Here is a 17,541-nt window from a genome sequence, read left to right as displayed (position 1 = left end):
TTGTCCAGAACTGTGCACGTTCCAGTTCGAAGCCTTTGCGGGCAAAGATCATCGACTGCCGGTACAGCAACATAAGCAAAGTCACTAATCTTGTTCTACGTCGTTCAAAAGACTCTTGCGGAAAGGGCTGCGGCTTTCAAGATTTGACAGCCGCAGAGATACCCCTGCCTACCCCCACTTAATCACTAACGTTTCTTTCCTGACTGAGATACCAAGGAGCCGGCAAGGGATTTGGTTGTAGCCGCAGAATTTGGGTTCTTAAGCGCAGCTGATGCCTTCGCTTCCATGTCTTTGCCAGTCACCTTTTGTGTACCTGACTGCGCTAAGGCGCTTCCAGCCAAGCTACGTTGCAGCGCCGATGTTCCTGAATTGCCGAGGATGCGGCCTGCCGCCGATGAAATCTTACCGCCAGTCCCTTTGCTTGCCATGGATTTTCTCCAAGTTAAGTTTAAAAACTACTACCTGTTCATCGCCGACGACCGCGACATACGCTGATCAAGCAGGACCGCTTGAAAAATTAAGCACTGGCACTACCAGCGATCCATCACGCAAATGAGCATTTCAGACCCCGAGTAAGCCTCAAAGAAGAAACTGACGCGGCGCGCTCACTTCTTGGCTGAGGCCGACAGCGCAAAGCACTAGCTCCGCCGTTGCGATATAGGCTATCGGGGCGGGTGCTGGTCGTGCTGGCGGTGCTTGTCAACTTGACGAACTACCGATGCTCGGGCAGCGCCTTTCTCGCATAGAACGTGGCTACGCTGTCGATCTCCGCGTCTGTCATCTGGCGCGCGACATTTCGCATCTGCTGCTGGCCGTCGTTCTTGCGCCGGCCATGCCTGAAGTCTTCGAGCTGCTGCACCAGATAGGGTTTTGGCATGCCTTCGAGCCACGGCGCGCCCAGCTTCTGATCGACGCCGCCGTGGCACGAAATGCAGGGGGCGATATTGCGCATCGGATCGCCCACGCGCACCAGCGCCGGCAGCGCTTCGTCGTAGGTTGTCGGGGCCGTGCGCGCTTTCGGCAAGCTGGCGTAGTAGGCGGCCAGGTCGGCGATGTTTTCTTCGGTCAGGTTACGCGCCAGCGCGGCCATGATGGCGCTGCTGCGCTTGCCGCTCTGGTAGTCGAGCATCTGCTTGCGGATCACTTCCGGATACTGGCCCGCCAGATTCGGCGCGTCCGAGCGGCTCAGGCCCAGCGCGCCGTGGCACATGGTGCAGTTCAGTGCCAGCGTGGCGCCGCGCCCGACCGAGGCCGAGGATGCCGGTTTCGCCATTGCCGGCAGCAGCACCACGTTGGTGGCGACCACGTCGGCATTGTCCTTGCGCGGGCTGCCATCGAGCCATTTGGCCGGCACGCCCGCGGCACGGCAGATGCTGTCCCATAATCCCTTCGCGCGGAAGTCGGCCTGCGCTGACGGCAGCCAGGCAAAGGCGACCAGCACCGCAATCAATGTCAGCACGAGCAGGCCAACCGTGCTGACCCAGCCGATGCGGTTTGCTCGGGAAAAGAAGCCGTGTTCTCGCATTATCGCGCTCCTATCGGCACTATCGGAACGCTGGCGTCAGGCGTGATCGCCAGCTGCAAAATGGGGTAGCCATAGTTGACGACGGTGAGCGCGATCATCATCGCCACCCACAATGCAAACCCATTGAGGGCGGCCGGCACCCTGGCGTTCGGATGGACGGCCTGGCTAAAGGTAAACGGCGCCGCCGGCGCATTCTGACGTTTTGGCGTGGCCAGAATGTAGATGAACAGCGCCGCCGAAATCACCAGTATCAGCCCACCAAAGGTGGACATGGTGACCGTGATGGCCTGCGGCGCCAGCAGCGGATGCGTATAGTCGTAATAGGCCATGCGGCGCGGCGCACCGAGCAAGCCTACCAAGTGCCACGGCATGGTGAGGATCATCATGCCGATGAACCAGCTCCACAGCTGCGCCCTGATCAGGCGTGGCGACAGCGGCCTGCAAGCACGCAGCTGGGGCCACAGCTCATACGCCACCATGAAGTACATGATGACGATGGCGCCGGCAAAGATCAGGTGGAAGTGTCCCGTTACCCATTGCGTGTTGTGGATCGACTCATTGAGCTGGTAGCTCATGTTGATGATGCCGCCGGCGCCGCCAAAACCGAGCATGATGAAAGCCAGCGTGACGGCCAGCATCCACGGATTGGACCACGGCAGCGCTTTCACCCAGCCGACCGGTCCCTTGCCGCCGCGCAGCCGGCCCACGATTTCGGCCGAGGCGACGATGGTGAACACCGTGAGCAGGGTCGGAATAGACACCATTGCCGTCATCGCCGCATGTACGAACTTGAAGCCGGCGCCGACCTGGGGGTCGGCGAAAAGATGGTGGATGCCGATCGGCATCGAGAACACGAGGAACAGCGCAAATGCGACGCGGCCCATGGTATCGCTGTACAGCCGTCCGCCGATCGCGCGCGGGAACAGCGTATAGAATGCGATATACGCCGGCATCAGCCAGAAGTAGACGATGGCGTGCAGCGTCCAGGAAAACAGCACGCGCGCCAGGCCGACGTTGATGGTGTCGGTCAAACCCAGCGCGGCCGGCAAGATCAGCACCAGGATTTCCACCGCCGCGCCGACCGAGGTCCAGGCCCACAGATAGGCGCCGGCCACGTTGCCGAACATGGCCAGCGGCATGGTGGCACCCGGATTGGCTTTTTTCCAGGCACGCAGGTTGACCGACATCAGCGCGACCCACACCCAAGAGCCCACCACCACCAGCACCACGCCCAGGTAGTAAAAGACGCTGCCAATCATCGGCGGATAAAAGGTGTACAGCACCGACGATTTGCCCGAGGCCGTGGTCAGCGCCGCCATCAGCGTGCCGGCGATCACTAGCCAGAAACCGGCCCAGGCCCAGCGCAGGCCGATCAATGGGCGTTTCAGGGCCAGCTCCGTGATCGCATAGCCAAAGCCCATCGCCACCAGCGTGGGCAGCACATAGCCCATCACGGTGCCGTGTGCGGTGACGGAGCGGTAGTAATGTTCGGGGTTGTTGACCCAGGGCGAGAGGGGGCTGCGCACGAACATCTGCCATTCGCCAAGCAGGATGGCGGCGAAAAAAGCGATGAAGGCGACCCAGAAATGGGCGAGGACCAGTCGTTTAGCCAGGAACACAGCTCATCCTTTCTGCCTTTTTTGCCCGGGCATAGAATTCGTCGGAAGGAATCACCTGGAACCTGGCCCACATGGCCTCGTGCCCGGTGCCGCAGTATTCGTGACAGGGCATCAGCTGCTCGCCTGCCTTGGGAAATGTAGTGGTAAAGGTAGAAATGAATCCCGGAATCAGCATGGTGTTGGCGTTGGTGCGACCCACCACAAAACCGTGGATGGCGTCGCTGCTGGTGCCGCGAAACGTGACGGGCACGCCGGCCGGCACCACGATGCATTGCGGCGCGAACGAATACTGCTGGCCGATCAGGCGCACCACCACACGGCCGTCTTTTTCCAGCGCCGTGCCCAGGTTGTTTTCGACGAATTCGCCTTTCAGGTGCAAGGTTCTGACGTCGACCGTTTCCACACGCGACGGCGGCATGGCGGCCCAGTGTAGGCCCGTGAAGACCATCACGGCCAGCAGCAACACGATAATGGCGATAACGATGTACGCCCAGCGCCGTTCGGCCGCCACTGCCACCGCTTCCGACGCATGGTGCAATTCATGTGCGGCAGGTTCACTCATTGCACCGTCCCCCGTGGCAGGTACACCAGCCAGTAAAAAAGGAAGAAGATCGCGACCACGATGAAGGTCGCGATGCCCGCCACCGCGAACGCGCCCGAGGGGCCGTGGCTGACGATTTCGTCGATGCGTTTGTTCAGTTCTTCGGATTCGGTGTCACCAGGCATTTGCATGGGCCTCCTTATTCAGGCAAGAGTTTGCGCAGGTCGCTGACCTGGGCAGCATTGACGGGCGTACCGCTATTACCCCAGGCGACACGGATATAGGTGACGACTGCCGCCACCTCGTCGTCGTTCAGAATGTGCGAGAACGGCGGCATGCCGTGCGGGCGCGGATTCTTGTAGGTACCTGGCGGATAGCCGCCATTGAGTACCATGCGTATCGGGTTGACGGGCGTGACCATGGTGATCGAGCGGTTGCCGGCCAGGATGGGAAACGATGGCGGTTGGCCCTTGCCTTCGGCGCCATGGCACATCGCGCACTGCGCCACATACACCTTGCGGCCGGTCTCCATCACTGCCGGATCGACCAGGCGCGCCTGGCTGGTCGGCGGCGGCGCGTCGTCCTTCTGCGGCAGCGCCTTCAAGTAGACGGCCATCGCCTTGGTATCCTCATCCGTCATGTATTGCAGGCTGTTGTAGACCACTTCGGCCATCGGCCCGTAGACGGTGCCGCGATGCGACACGCCCACCTGCAACAGATCCGAAATTTCGGAAATCTTCCAGTCGCCCAGGCCCGCTTCGCGGTTCGAGGTCAGCGAGGGCGCATACCAGTTCTGGTTCGGGATCATGCCGCCTTCGAATGCCTTCGATTCGCTCGATCCGCCCAGCGCATTGACAGCCGTGTGGCACATGGCGCAGTGGCCCAGGCCGCGCACCAGATACGCGCCACGGTTCCACTCGGCCGATTGCGCCGGGTCGGGCTGGAACTCGCCTTGCTTGAAGTAAAGGGTGCGCCAGCCGATCAGCAGTTCGCGGTTATTGAAGGGGAAGCGCAACTCGTGCGCGCGGTTGGTCTGTCTGACCGGCGTGACCGACATCAGGTAGGCGAAGATGGCGTCCGAGTCGGCCCGCGTCACCTGCGTGTACGAGGCGAACGGCATGGCCGGATAAAGCAAGGTGCCGTCGCGCGAGACGCCCGTGTGCATCATGCGGTAGAACTCGTCGGGCGTCCAGAGGCCGATGCCGGTGTCGTCGTCGGGCGTGATATTGGGCACGTACAGGTTGCCGAACGGCGTGGCCATGGCACGCCCGCCGGCAAAGATCGGGCCATTGGGCACCGTGTGGCAGGCCACGCAGTCGCCGGCGCGCGCCAGATATTCGCCCTTGGTGATCAGCTGCGTGGACGCACTCGTCTCGCCGCTGCGCGGAGCTTTTTTCTGGTTCGGCATATGCCCGGGGCGCAGGAGATACACGGCTGCCACCGCCAGCAGCGCGAAGACGAACAGGGCAAGCAGGATTTGCAGGCTTTTGCGCATCATGGGCCCCTAGCGCTGGCTGCCGCAGGCCACCGGCATGCGCACAAGGTTGGACGGTTCCGGCGATGCATTGGCTGGCGGGGTTTGCTGCGCCAGCCACGAGGCGACGGCCGTGACGTCGGTATCGGACAGGCGCGTAGCGATGCGCTTCATGCAGTCCGGATCGGCCGCGCGCCGCTCGCCCACACGCCAGCGTGTCAGCTGGCCGACGATATAGGTCGAGCGCAGGCCGGCCAAGCCCGGGATGCCCGGCTCCATCCCGGACAGGCTCTTGCCGTGACAGGCCATACAGGCGGGAATGCCCTTGGCGGTATCACCCACGGTGGCCAGCACGCGACCCCGTTCGGCCATCGCCGCATTGGCCGATGGCTGTTCGGGCGTCTGAAAGGCGGGGCGCAGCGAGGCGAAGTGCTGCGCGATTTCCTTCAGGTAGGCGTCGGGCAGGTAAGCCACCAGGTAGTTCATCGGCGGATAGCTGCGCGTGCCGTCGCGAAAGCCGACCAGCTGGTTGTACAGGTAGCCGGCCGGCTTGCCGGCAATACGGGGAAAGTAGCCGTTCGAGGTGCCCTGCCCTTGCTGGCCGTGGCAGGTGACACAGCCCTGCACGCGTGCTTCGATCGAATCGAGCTTGCTGAAGGCGGGGATGGTGTCGTGCGGCTGTACCGACTGGCCGCTGGCGGTGACCGCGCAAAACAACAGCAAGGCGCTGGCCAGCGGTTTCGCGACGGTTGCGACGGTGACGACATGCGGCATTGGATCACTCTCCCAAGGAAAAGTCAGCTTGTACAGCGCTGCTGCACGATACAAAGTATTCAATGTGACGAAATTTACAATTAAATCAAGTCTAGCACCGTTTGATGCAAGCACAGTTGAGCACTGGAAAAATTTCCAATTTCTTTATCCAGATCAAATTGACTTGCTTGACGATTGCGGCTGTGATCCTTGCCTTTGTAGAAACATGAGGCTTCGCACGCGTGGCCGATTGCAATCGCCTAGGGCATCAGGATGGACGCCAGTCGCGATTAGACCCACCGGTGCTCAACGCCCGCCCAACTTGGGAACGCGCTGCTTGTCTACCAGAATCCAATTTCGAGACCTCCCCCACCCAGCATTAGATTGCAATTATTAAAACCTTGCGAAAGGGATATAATTCCTTTTTTGTGGCCATTTGATCGCTCTAGCAGCGATGGAGAGTAGAGATGTCAGCGACTTTTGCGCCAGCATATGTTTTTTGCTACACAGAACGAACTAGAATGGCTTTCCGCGATGCAAAGTCGCTGGGTGGCAAGAAATTTAGGATTGATGTACAGAACTCGGCGCCACCGTTCGATGCGTTGGTTACCTCTGCATGGTTGTTAAAAGATGGCGAAAAATTACACTTTGAAAACGGCAGCGCCACTGCGATAGTCAATATTTGCTATACCACTTTGATGCGTCACATCGATTTTTGCTTTGCAACAGATATGTCAGAGACCAGTCGCCATACGACTGAAACGACAGTTGTCTGACGTCTCATCAAACATATGGAAAAAGGTACTTCGACGTGTGATAATGTTCCATCAATGACGAAAAATTGAGAGCTACATGGACGTTTAAACAACGGGACTGTTGCTCATTTTTGTTCGCGCTGCTCGCTCACGGCCATCGTATGGATGGCCGCAGCGATTGGCCATAGAGAAGTCATCAAGCAATGCTTGAACTGAGGTGTACTGTCAATAGCGGACACTCTTGTTTCAAGCCACCCGTGGCTGTCTGCTGAATTTTTCAGCGAACAACGCGGGCGGAACATTGCCAAGGCGCGAATGGCGTCGCTGGCGGTTGTAAAAGCTTTCGATATATTCCTGTATTGCGGCTTTCGCGTCGGCCCGGGTCGCGTAACGTTGATGGTGCACCAGCTCGTTTTTCAGGCTGCCCCAGAAGCTTTCCATGGGCGCGTTGTCATAGCAGTTCCCCCGGCGCGACATGGACGGCTTCATGCCGAACTGCGTCACCAGTTTTTGATAGTCATGGGCGCAGTACTGGCTGCCACGGTCGGAGTGGTGAATCAGGCCCGGCGCGGGGCGTTTGTTGCGCACGGCCTTCCACAGCGCCGTTGCCGTCAGCGTTTGCGTCATGCGCTCGTCCATCGCGTAGCCCACCAGCTCGCAGGTGAACACGTCCTTGATACCGGCCAGGTAAAGCCAGCCCTCGCCGGTCGCCAAATAGGTGATGTCGGTCACCCAGGCTTCGTTCGGCCGGGTCGGCGCGAAAGTCTGATTGAGCAGGTTGTCGGCCACCGGCAAGTCATGGTTCGAGTTCGTGGTGGCCTTGAACTTGCGCTTTTGCTTGCAGCGCAGGGCGAGCTCGCGACGCAGACGGACGATACGATCACGGCCGGCCGGAAAGCCTTGCGCCGTCAGTTCCGGCTGCATGCGCAACGGGCCATAAGTCTGCCGGCTCTGCGCGTGCACGGCCTCGATGGCGACCTTCAGGCGTGCGTCGTCCTGCGCCCGCTGCGACGGTTTGCTGTTCGCCCAAGCGTAGAAACCGCTGCGCGAGACGCCAAAGACGCGGCACATGATGGTGACAGGAAATTCGAGTCGCAAGGTCTTCATGACCGCGTACTTGGCAGCGACTCCCGCGCAAAGTACGCTGCCGCTTTTTTTACGATATCGCGCTCCATGCGTGCCTCGGCAAGCTCTTTGCGCAGCTTGGTTACCTCAGCCTCAAGCTCCGGCACGGAGCGGCTACCAGGGGCCACTTTGGGCGACGTGCCGCGCCTTGCCGCACTGACCCAGTTTGCTAGCGTACCCTTGGGAATGGTGAGACGCAACGCGGCGTCTTCCAGCGTCAGGCCTTGTGTCAGGACCAGTTTTACCGCTTCTTCCCGAAGCTCCGGTGTATATGTTTTTGAGCGTGTCATAAGTTCTCCAGTTGGTGAAGTTTACCAAACTAGAGTGTCCGAAAAAGTCAGGGTACCTCACAGTTCGTGGCCTACACCATCAAACTTATCCTTACGCACAAAGGACTGACAAAGCGTTCTGTGACATTTCACACAACTAACAGGGTGTGGAAAAAGGCACCCAGCCCTTCGGGTTTTGTCGCCAGAAATACGGATTTTTCGGGTTGTAACCCGTATTCTGCCTAAAAACCAGTTTTTAGCCACTTTTCAGTCTGATTTTTGGCACTTTTAGCCCTTTTCATCTGCCCTGGACGGAGCTATCACACCACCGCCGATAACCGCCAGCCAAAGATCGTCGCCATGCGCGTCAGGTTGTAAGCGGCGAAAGTAAATGTGGTTTTAAGCGTCAAGCCAGCACCGTCTTGAACCCGGCAATGAATTAGAAGATGATGGCATCACACCGCTGGGAAGTGGCGTGTTGTTTAAGCCGAAGGGAGCTGCGCGGCGCAGTTCAAGGGCAGGAGGTCGTCGACCCGGTTGACCGGATGATCGGCGATGTTGGTCAGCACATGGCGCAGTCAGGCCTCGGGGTCAACACCGCCCAGCTTGGCCGTGACGATCAGCGAGTAGATGGCGGCGGCACGCTCTCCGCCGCTGTCGGCACCGGCGAACAGATAGTTGCGCCGGCCGATGGCGACACCGCGCAGGGCGCGCTCGGCGGCCGAGTTGTCGATCTCGATGATGCCGTTGTCGCAGTAGCGCAGCAGCGCCGGCCACAGTTTGAGCGCGTACTGGATCGCGGCCGCCGTGTCCGACTTGCGCGACAGCTTTTCAAGCGTGGCGCGTAGCCAGCTGCCGAAGTCGTCGAGCAATGGTGGTGATCGTTGCTGGCGCACCTGCTGTCGTTCATGCGGCGGCTTGTCGCGTATCTCGGCCTCGATCACATACAGCTCGGCGATCCGGCGCAGTGCCTCGGTCGTGATGGCCGATGGCCTGGCTGCATGCAGATCGTGGAACTTGCGGCGCGCATGCGCCCAACATGCCGCTTCCTGTATCGTGCCGTCGACATCGAGTGCATTGAAACCGGCATACGCATCGGCCTGCAGCACGCCCTTAAAGTTGGCCAGGTGAGTTTGCGGATGGATGCCTTTGCGGTCCGGCGTGTAGGCAAACCAGACCGCCGACGACGTGGTGTCGCCGCAAGCGCTATCGTCACGCACGTAGGTCCACAGCCGCGCTGTTTTGGTCTTGCCATTGCCCGGTGCCAGCACCGGAATCGGCGTGTCGTCGGCATGCAGCTTGATGCCAGCAAGCACATGGCGTCGGATTGCGTCCACCAGCGGGTGCAACAAGGCGCTGGCGGCACCAAGCCAGTTCGCCAGCAGCGCACGCTCCAGTTCAATGCCTTCGCGGGCATATATCACCGACTGCCGGTACAGCGGGAGATGGTCGGCAAACTTGGCCACCAGCACATGTGCCAGCAAGCCCGGCCCGGCGATGCCGCGTGCAATCGGCCGGCTTGGCGCAGGCGCCTGCACGATGGTATCGCAGCACTTGCAGGCCAGTTTTGGACGCGTATGGCGGATCACGCGGAAACTGCCTGGTATCCATTCGAGTTGTTCGGCAACGTCCTCGCCCAAGGGGTGAAGACCACCGCCGCAGGCGGGGCAAGCTTCGCCTGGCGGCGGGTACATTTTCTCGTCTCGCGGCAAGTGATCCGGCAAGGGACGGCGCACCGATTTCTTGCGCGGCGCCTGATCGGCCGCTGGCATCTCGCGCGCCGCTTCGCCCTCGTCAGCCTGCAGGTCTTCCAGTTGCAACTCCAGTTGCTCGATCTGGCGGTCGAGCTTTTCCGACTTGCGGCCGAACTGCATGCGCCGCAATTTGGCAATCTGCAGCTTGAGATGCTCGATCTCGACGGCGCGCGTGTTGAGCTGCTCAGTCAAGCCGGCGACGACCTGCTGCTGCGCGAGCAGCAATGCTTTCAAGGCATCGATGTCGTTGGGCAGGTCGGCGAGGTTGAGCATGGGCCGAGTTTACGCGAGGGCGCCGACGTTTACAAGGCCGATGATGGTTGCCAGGTGCGCTCGGGGCGCCGCCAGTCGATGCCTTCGAGCAGCATCGACAGCTGTGCCTGCGATAGCAATACCGTGCCGCTGGTAGCCTGCGGCCAGACGAAGCGGCCGCGTTCAAGCCGCTTGGCCAGCAAACACAGCCCATCACCACTCCACCACAGTACTTTGATCATGTCGCCACGCCGGCCACGGAACACGAATACGTGACCGCTGAACGGGTCTTCGTCCAGGGCCGTTTGCACCCTGGCCGCCAGGCCGTTGAAACCAGAGCGCATGTCGGTCACACCGGCTGCGATCCAGATGCGCGTGCCCGCCGGCAAGCCAATCACGGCAGCAGGCTTTGCAAGACGAGCTGAAGCAGCGCTGCGTCGATGCCGGCATGCAGACGCACGACGGCATCGCCAATGATGATTTCAATCATGCCGCTTGGCTCAGCCATGTGCAGTGACGGCGACCGTGTCGTAGCAGGCTGAATATGCACCGGCAGCAGCGCCGGTGCGACCGGCTCGAACAAATCGGCACGCAACTCACGGCGCCACTTGAACAGCATATTGGCGTTGATGCCATTCTGCTGCGCCAACTTCGACACCGAGATACCAGGTGCACAAGCCTCGATGGCGAGACGCCGTTTGAAGTCAGCCGGATAGTTGGGGCGGCCCTTGCGGTTGCCTGCCGTTTTATCTGTGTCCAAAGTGATTCCCAACAAAAAAGTGACGGGAACTACTTTGGGATATGTGGACTTTTAAAGATAGACGGCGCTGGGAAGACGCTTACGCCTTCGGCGACTGTCGCCCTCCTCTGCCCTTGGCCGCCCGCAACCAGCGCGCACCCGCGCTATGGTCCACGCCCAGGTAGCTGCACGGCATGCCGGCACTTCCACGTGGTGCTGCAGTCTGCCGCAGGTGCCAGTGCCACTCCCCTGCCGCTGATCGAACCAACGGTTTCAATCCATTTTTTGTTTGAACAGGGTACCGACGGCGACCGGCTGGCCGCAATCCACACCGGCCAGCGCCTGCAGCCGTGCCGCGTCAGCCATCGGGCATTTGACCGGCATGGCCTTTACGCAGTGAGTCAGCAGCCAGATGGTGTGGGTGGACACCGTCGGTGAACGTGAGGACCGGGTGCTCGGTCACGTCGATGCACGTCAGCACCTTCCACAGCAACCAGCGACCCCGCACTGGCGTTTCCAAGCGTCGCAGCTCACAGCTGACGGTGGCCAGCGGCACCGGTTGGCACGGCCCTGCGCAAAATGCCGGTCAGGCCAAGGGAACTTGCGGTCCAGCGGCAAGGTCGCGTGGCTTTGGTGCGACACCTCCGGATGGGTGCTGCCCGGCCGGCACAATAGCTGCAGGAACCGCTGGGAGTCGACCTCCACGACCGCCTACGCCTCACCGTCAAATCCCGGGCTGCCCCGATGACGATTGCTGCCTTGCAGGTGCGAGAGCACAAGCGCGGCGCCGCGCCAGCACCAGGGGACAAGCTACAGGCAGCGGCGACGGATTGGGCACATACAATGACCAACCGGAAATGAGAACGGCCCGCAAGAAGCGGGCCGTCGAATAGTTGGGGAGGATAGTAACGCGGAACTTATCACAGACCGTTAAAACCTAACCCCTTTGATCTTTTGTCTACATTACGATGACATAGCGATATACTACCACACTTTATTCACCAACTTTATGCAGTATGCGCTTCGATAACAAGATCAAACCCGAATTGAATCTGACAACACGCCAGCGATTGTTTGGGGAAGTCTGGTTCAACCTGGTACACGAATATTCGCTCGATGCGTTCCGTGTTAGGACCATGAACCCGGTTAATGTGATCAACGAACTAGTACGCAGCTTTACCGTTCAACCTTTTAACGACCGTGATCGAGCCAAGATCATCGCCGAGGCAGTTGAGCTGCTCGCCACGTCACTTCTCATTCGGCAGGGTGCGCTGGGTGAGATCGCCGACGAACTGATTTTGTTGTTGGATCAATGGGGTAAGAAGAGTAGGCGTGACGAGGGAGTGGAGAACAAGGCTGCTGCCGACATCAAGGATAACGGGGTGACGTCTCATGCGATGATTCTCGCATTTGGTCGCGAGATGGAATCGGCTTTGAACGAAGTGTTTCTGCGTGCCTGTATTGATTGGTTGACGGCGCAACTCACAGACGCAGCGCCGCTAGCGCAGGACGACCAAACCGAGAATATTGTGCAGATCACGGGACAGATGCTTAGTCATCTGATCAGTGTCGGTTGGAGTTTCGAGTCGTTATTTCAGCTTTATCGTCGAGCATTCGCCCAGGACAGCCAGCACACCCCGGAGGGGGAAGCGTATGACTTCGCTCGGGCCCTGCGCTGGTTGTTTGCGCGTGTCGCGCGCGCACCCAAGGATTACGTAATCACTTTCACGATCAACCAGGTCGCTACTGGAGCTGAACTACCCAACAGGGTAGGCGACATTGTTTTCAGTCCGGAAGCGCTGCGGGTATCGGAAAGTTCCTCGGCGCCCGTCAGGCGTGTGGCTCAAGCGGCTCCAGGACGGATCTTCGCTACCATGACCGTCGAGGCTAATGATAGTCGGATTGCCGGGATGCGTGCCGCAGAGCATATCGAGCAGGTACTGGATGTGCTTCGCTACGATTTTATCAAGCAGAATTTTTCGTTGTCTGATCGCTTTCTGGTGCAAAAAGCCACTCATCACGTGGCGCTCGAGATTGCGAAAACCGTACCGAACGAAAAGCGTGAGGTCACGCCAGCACAGTTTCAAACGTTCATGGAACAGCTGCGCAATCTCGTCGCAAGCGGTACGTTGGAGGCAGACTCCAAAGACCGGATCTATGCGGCGTTTCGATTGTACCGAACCGGAGCGGAAACTGCTAACCTGGAGAACAAACTGGTGCAATGGTGGACAGCGCTTGAGTACTTGGTCAAAGCCAGCGGCGGCGGTATCGGCGATGCGGTCGAACGCGCGCTTTACCCTACCGTCGTGTTGGCTTATTTGCCAAAGCATTTGAATTCGTTACGATTAGCACTGTTGGAGTTTGATGCGCCACTAATTCTCAGCGACGGCACGCAACCGGATCTGGTGAGTTGTCGCCTTCCAGAGTTACTGATGTACTGTAAAGATCAAGGATTCAAGCGTGGGGCCATGGCCGCTGCCCAGAGCAAAAGCCCGTACGCCGAGCACTATTTTGCTTCTTTGTTCAAAAAGGTGGAGAGTCCAAAATCGGAGCTGGAAGCATTGGACAGGCATGAGAGGGCGGTGCGTTGGCAAATCCAGCGGATCTACCGTGCGCGATGCGATATCGTTCACAGTGCTGGACGCGTCCCCCAAGTTGCCCTGTTGTGCGCGAACCTTGAGTCGTATCTGAAAATCCTACTCGACACCTTCCTGATTTCGCTGCAAAAGATCGACACATTACGCACCCCGCGTGAATTCTTTGATCGCCAGCACCACGTGCAGGCCCGCATCAAAGCGCAGCTTGGTGCCAAACCAGTCGCTTCCGAAGCCTTGCTGTTGGCTGCGCTGTCGAAACATCTATAGGGGTGCAGGAAGTATGCATGCGAGGGCGGTGATCTTCTTAGAAAAACGGGGCCGACCGACGGTAGAAATTTGTAGCCGACGGCCTCAAAAATAACTATCCTGAAATCCCTTATCTCTTGGAGAATTCAATGTCTGAAACTGAAGTGGTTCGCGTCGGCATTCACGATGCTAGCTCAACGGAGTTGCTGGCCGGCCCGATCTTCCTGCACCCGTTTCCGCGTCAGGGAGAAATCTTGGTGGTCGACGGCCAGTATTACCAAGTGCTGCTTACCGAGCGCGACTACAAGACGCAAGATGTAGCCAAGGTGTACGTGAAACCACTAGGACGCTACGACGATTATATGGTCGCCTTCTCATCCCTTATTTCAGGCGCAGCGAAACGCTAAGCCTGGTTGCCCTGCTACTAGCGAAACTCGGGGGCAATGCTACCCCGAGGACGCATAGGAAATTGGCCGGAAGAGGTTTCCCGTCACTCCAACATAGTCGCAAATCCGTCGCGCGGAATTTTCGGGGGGGGGGGGGGCCGGCGGCGAAGGACTGCTTCCGTAGGTGCCGGTGCGGGCGGTCCCAATGGTCTAGTGTATGGGCTTGTTGCGATCCGAATAAGTAAGAAGTTTGTTGAGAGCACTTAAGCTGGAAGCGGATTGCCTGAAAAAATGATCGTCAATGTTTTGGCTCCACGGGTCATTGCGACATATAGGTCTTTGGCATCAAGACTATCTGCGTCTAAAATTACTGCATGGTCATACTCCAAGCCTTTAACCAACAATGTCGTGCCAATGAGCCTTGTATGACGAATGGGCCTACCAGTATGCCTCATGTCACGTTGATAGAGCTTCGCTGATTCGCTCAAAGTGTCGCCGTCACCGTCAATGTGCATTTTCAAAACATTCAGGAAACGATAGAGCAAATCTCTTCTGAATGGGGACGTTTCTGGATTTTCCTTGAGTTTAAGAAAGAAGGCGTTCAGGTTTTTCGTCGTGGGATCACCCAGATAAAGATTCGCCGCCTGCAACATGAGCGGATACTTAGTCGTCTTGATCTGCTTGGCGACTTCACCTTTTTTCGTTCCTGCTGCAAGGGCATTGTCTACCCCCGTGAAACACTTCTTGGCAAAATCCAAAGCATGAAGGAACGCCGCTTTCGTGTCCTTCGCAGTGACCAGCTTCTTGATAATGGAGTGGAGCGCCTTCCCCTCAACTTCTTCAATAGAAGAGAACTTCCCACCCAACATACGAGCCAGAGCGTGAGTCTTTTCCTTGAACCGTTGGTCGCCTCCGTGAAGAGCGATGACCGTGCCTTGGGCGTCTAAAAGCTTCATGAGCGACGTGTGCTGTTTTTGAGGAATGAAGTCCGCCCCAGTATAAACTCGCCTTACGCTTATCGGCACATCATTAACAAGGTCAAGCTTCAGACCTTGTTCCAACCGCTCACGGGACTTTTTCAACCAGGCACCAAGCAGAGGTGCTTTTGCGTTATCCCACCGCCAAGGCGTTTCCAGCTTACCAAGACACTCAAAGTGGGGATAAATGCTGATGTCCCAGTCAACAGGCTTCTGGCCATTTTCAAAGTCAAAGATAGCCTGCATAGGATCACCCAAGACACGACATGGCAAGATGTCGGCCAACGTACACACAAGGTTGTGTTGAAGGTCTGAGCAGTCTTGATATTCGTCCACGTAGAAGCCGGCATAGCTGCAGAGAACAATGTGTCGTATGAACGCCATGGTCAGCAGGCCCGAACATGATTCATAGAGCTTGTCCCACTGCTTGCTTGAAGGGCTGTCCACCTTCCAGCCTGAACCCTTGGGGTAGGCCAAGCACAGTCGCAAGGACCAATTGGCGATTGTATCTACCTGATATTGTACAGTGGGCACCTTCAGAGCGGCCATCTTGGCCTTGAGTGAATTCACGCCAGCGAACGTATGCGTCAATATCAATTGCCGCTTCGTGGCAGTCTTGACAGCCATGGCAATAAGATGGGTCTTGCCATATCCAGCAGGGGCAATTATATACCCTTTGGTGGTGCAGTTCCCCAGCGTGATTGCCAGTTCGTCAGACATTGGAAGCCCATTTCCAGAGTAAGGCCAACTTGACTGCCATGTCCTTTTTTGAAAAAACTGGATCTTCAAATGTTGGGCTGATAGTAGAGAACCACTTCTCGCCTCGCGTAATGTCTTTGAACCAGCCGCTGCCTTTTGCGGCACTACCAATCGCCACTCTAATCTCTGGGCCGCCCTCCCATTCGTTTATGTCTTGGCTTAGCTCCTTATGAAGCTTGGATCGCACGTTATCATATACCGGAAAATGCAGATCGTCTTGCGCAAGTTTTAAGCTTGCTTTTATACTAGGCCAAGGTAAATCTTGGAAGGCTCTTTCCTCAAGCGACAGCATGTCGCTCCACGCATAAACATTGATTTCCAGTTTGCGAAGCTCTTCTTCGTCTGCTGGCGAAAACAGCTTCGGTGCGTCAGCGTCTGCCAAGACCGCTACGTCATACCACAAAGTCTTGAATGCTTTGGCAAGCCCTTTGACGTTGCTTGCACCTCCTGCATTAAGCAGGGCGACTCCATGATAGGAGAACGGATCGCCGCCCTTCCCGACTTGGTAGTCGTCAAAGCCTCTCAAAAATCCAACCTCAGTGGCACCTTCGCAGACAATGACCTTTTTCGCCAAGAATGCTTCTGCACTTGATCGAATTTTTCCTTGCGCTTCGTGCTCCGACAAGCTTTCAGAAAAGGCAGGAATGATCTTAACGACACCGGCCTTGCTATGGACGATGTAAAGCTCTTTCACAGTAAGCTCACGCAGCACAACCGGGGAATGCGTCGTCAAAAAATACTGCCCTCGCTTGTCCTCTCTGACGTGCTTGATCAGACGAGAAATCCGGTGCGGTTCCAAGCCAAATTCAACTTCATCAAACAAGGTGACGTGTCCTTCGTCCAAGCCTACTTGTTGAATCCCGCATAGGAGCATGCGACGAGAGCCCAAGCCCAACTGACGCAGCGGAATGTCACCGTCATGCAGCGCCAAGCCTCCTACCTTCAAGTTGATGGAACTCAAATCCAAGTGCGCTTGGTATGCGGTATTGACCGGCACACCCAAGCGCTTGGCTATGTCCTGCGATTTCTCAGCAGCGGCGTCAAAGTTCTTTAGCGTTACCAAGCGGTCGACGTCTAGCGACGTGCGGGCAGTTCGTGAGGCCGTGGCAAGGAGTTCGTTCAAGCTTTGGGCTTCGGTCAGTTTCGCCAGCGCCGTGCCAGTCGCCCACGATAGCTGCCTTTCACTGTAAGCACCAATGAGCCCTACACTGACCTTGTTGCGATCTGCTTGCTTGAACGTCACGCCTTCAGGGGTGCGGTCAGTAAAAATAACCCATTTGGGTTCCAGTTCTTTGCCGACAGTCAGCCGAACCGTCAGGACAGCCTCAAGGTGATCAGCGGATTCATCAAAGAGCTTCTGAGTTGCGCTATCCCAGCCCCGTTGATGTTGACCATATTTTTGCAAAGAACAGAAGTCAGGATCCAAGTCGCCAAAGGTAACTTCAATGACGATGCTGTCTGCAACCTTACACTGGTGGAAATCCGCGTCGGTAAAAGTTGGATTCCATTGAGGGTAAAAAGCGTAGCGAATAGCCTCCAAAATGGTGGACTTGGACGAGTCGCCCTTGCCAATCAAGCAGAAAATATCCGTTGACGGCAGGCTCCATTCAAGCTCTTTAACTCCGCGAAAGTTCTTGATCGTTATTCTTCTAATTTTCACGTAGCGAAATCCTCAATTTTTGAAATTATCTAATACAACGTCCTAGATCGTGCCTCACCCAGGCGGCACAGAACGGGTGAGTTGGCTCAGCGCGGCCCTTCACGAGCGCT

16 protein-coding genes and 1 pseudogene are annotated in these 17,541 nt (G+C 57.6%); 3 read left to right on the top strand and 14 right to left on the bottom strand.

The genetic code is table 11. The features are described 5' to 3' along the window. Positions 1-185 precede the first annotated feature (185 nt). The 7 genes from AC0Z42_RS24760 to AC0Z42_RS24730 form a co-directional block, all read right to left on the bottom strand. Positions 186-428: a hypothetical protein gene (locus AC0Z42_RS24760; RefSeq protein WP_485470792.1), complete on the bottom strand. Its 243-nt coding sequence runs from the start codon at positions 426-428 to the stop codon at positions 186-188. 284 nt (positions 429-712) lie between these two features. After that, positions 713-1,525, bottom strand: coding sequence for a c-type cytochrome (locus AC0Z42_RS24755; RefSeq protein WP_070223566.1), 813 nt, complete (start codon positions 1,523-1,525; stop codon positions 713-715). Further along, positions 1,525-3,144, bottom strand: a complete 1,620-nt coding sequence (locus tag AC0Z42_RS24750; protein WP_485470791.1) for a cbb3-type cytochrome c oxidase subunit I — start codon at positions 3,142-3,144, stop codon at positions 1,525-1,527. Before AC0Z42_RS24750 ends, AC0Z42_RS24755 begins: the two co-directional genes overlap by 1 nt. Then, the gene (locus AC0Z42_RS24745; RefSeq protein ID WP_070223573.1) at positions 3,131-3,706 is read right to left on the bottom strand and encodes a cupredoxin domain-containing protein; all 576 of its coding nucleotides are present in this window, start codon (positions 3,704-3,706) and stop codon (positions 3,131-3,133) included. Before AC0Z42_RS24745 ends, AC0Z42_RS24750 begins: the two co-directional genes overlap by 14 nt. Beyond that, positions 3,703-3,876, bottom strand: coding sequence for a hypothetical protein (locus tag AC0Z42_RS24740; protein ID WP_175444849.1), 174 nt, complete (start codon positions 3,874-3,876; stop codon positions 3,703-3,705). The genes AC0Z42_RS24745 and AC0Z42_RS24740 overlap by 4 nt, the downstream gene beginning before the upstream one ends. 8 nt (positions 3,877-3,884) lie before the next feature. Continuing rightward, on the bottom strand, positions 3,885-5,183 hold the full coding sequence (locus AC0Z42_RS24735) for a c-type cytochrome (RefSeq protein ID WP_485470790.1): 1,299 nt from the start codon (positions 5,181-5,183) through the stop codon (positions 3,885-3,887). 6 nt (positions 5,184-5,189) lie between these two features. Further along, positions 5,190-5,933, bottom strand: a complete 744-nt coding sequence (locus AC0Z42_RS24730; protein ID WP_070223575.1) for a c-type cytochrome — start codon at positions 5,931-5,933, stop codon at positions 5,190-5,192. A gap of 446 nt (positions 5,934-6,379) precedes the next feature. Here AC0Z42_RS24730 and AC0Z42_RS24725 point away from each other — a divergent pair, with 446 nt between their 5' ends. Continuing rightward, positions 6,380-6,688 (top strand): hypothetical protein, encoded by a 309-nt coding sequence (locus AC0Z42_RS24725; RefSeq protein ID WP_485470789.1) that lies wholly within the window; start codon positions 6,380-6,382, stop codon positions 6,686-6,688. Between the two features lie 225 nt (positions 6,689-6,913). On the opposite strand, the gene AC0Z42_RS24720 is transcribed toward AC0Z42_RS24725, so the two are convergent. The 5 genes and pseudogenes from AC0Z42_RS24720 to AC0Z42_RS24700 form a co-directional block, all read right to left on the bottom strand. Further along, positions 6,914-8,082 (bottom strand): IS3 family transposase gene (locus AC0Z42_RS24720; protein WP_485470788.1). Its coding sequence is split into 2 segments (ribosomal slippage): positions 6,914-7,818 and positions 7,818-8,082, totalling 1,170 coding nucleotides; the frame shifts between segments, so codons are not numbered across the junction. Positions 8,083-8,543: 461 nt separating this feature from the next. Then, positions 8,544-10,088 (bottom strand): annotated as a pseudogene (gene tnpC / locus AC0Z42_RS24715) (IS66 family transposase). 29 nt (positions 10,089-10,117) lie between these two features. Next, positions 10,118-10,465, bottom strand: a complete 348-nt coding sequence (gene tnpB, locus AC0Z42_RS24710) for an IS66 family insertion sequence element accessory protein TnpB (protein ID WP_038492299.1) — start codon at positions 10,463-10,465, stop codon at positions 10,118-10,120. Beyond that, the gene (gene tnpA, locus AC0Z42_RS24705) at positions 10,462-10,827 is read right to left on the bottom strand and encodes an IS66-like element accessory protein TnpA (protein ID WP_485470787.1); all 366 of its coding nucleotides are present in this window, start codon (positions 10,825-10,827) and stop codon (positions 10,462-10,464) included. The genes tnpB and tnpA overlap by 4 nt, the downstream gene beginning before the upstream one ends. Before the next feature lie 252 nt (positions 10,828-11,079). Continuing rightward, positions 11,080-11,235 carry a ParB N-terminal domain-containing protein gene (locus AC0Z42_RS24700; RefSeq protein WP_175445181.1) on the bottom strand — a complete coding sequence of 52 codons (156 nt, stop codon included), beginning with the start codon at positions 11,233-11,235 and terminating at the stop codon, positions 11,080-11,082. A gap of 587 nt (positions 11,236-11,822) precedes the next feature. Between AC0Z42_RS24700 and AC0Z42_RS24695 the strand changes: the two genes are divergently transcribed. Next, the gene (locus tag AC0Z42_RS24695; protein ID WP_070289363.1) at positions 11,823-13,670 is read left to right on the top strand and encodes a hypothetical protein; all 1,848 of its coding nucleotides are present in this window, start codon (positions 11,823-11,825) and stop codon (positions 13,668-13,670) included. A gap of 128 nt (positions 13,671-13,798) precedes the next feature. Further along, on the top strand, positions 13,799-14,056 hold the full coding sequence (locus AC0Z42_RS24690; protein ID WP_070289361.1) for a hypothetical protein: 258 nt from the start codon (positions 13,799-13,801) through the stop codon (positions 14,054-14,056). 242 nt (positions 14,057-14,298) lie between these two features. On the opposite strand, the gene AC0Z42_RS24685 is transcribed toward AC0Z42_RS24690, so the two are convergent. Together AC0Z42_RS24685 and AC0Z42_RS24680 are read right to left on the bottom strand one after the other, a co-directional pair. Continuing rightward, positions 14,299-15,732: a DEAD/DEAH box helicase family protein gene (locus tag AC0Z42_RS24685; protein ID WP_070289359.1), complete on the bottom strand. Its 1,434-nt coding sequence runs from the start codon at positions 15,730-15,732 to the stop codon at positions 14,299-14,301. Next, the gene (locus AC0Z42_RS24680) at positions 15,725-17,431 is read right to left on the bottom strand and encodes an ATP-dependent nuclease (protein WP_070289357.1); all 1,707 of its coding nucleotides are present in this window, start codon (positions 17,429-17,431) and stop codon (positions 15,725-15,727) included. The genes AC0Z42_RS24685 and AC0Z42_RS24680 overlap by 8 nt, the downstream gene beginning before the upstream one ends. Positions 17,432-17,541 lie beyond the last annotated feature (110 nt).

It is taken from the genome of Janthinobacterium sp. 1L-D-8-B-C4 (assembly GCF_057291295.1).
Note: the sequence above shows the minus strand (reverse complement) of the source record. Positions and strands in the feature narration are given on the sequence as shown.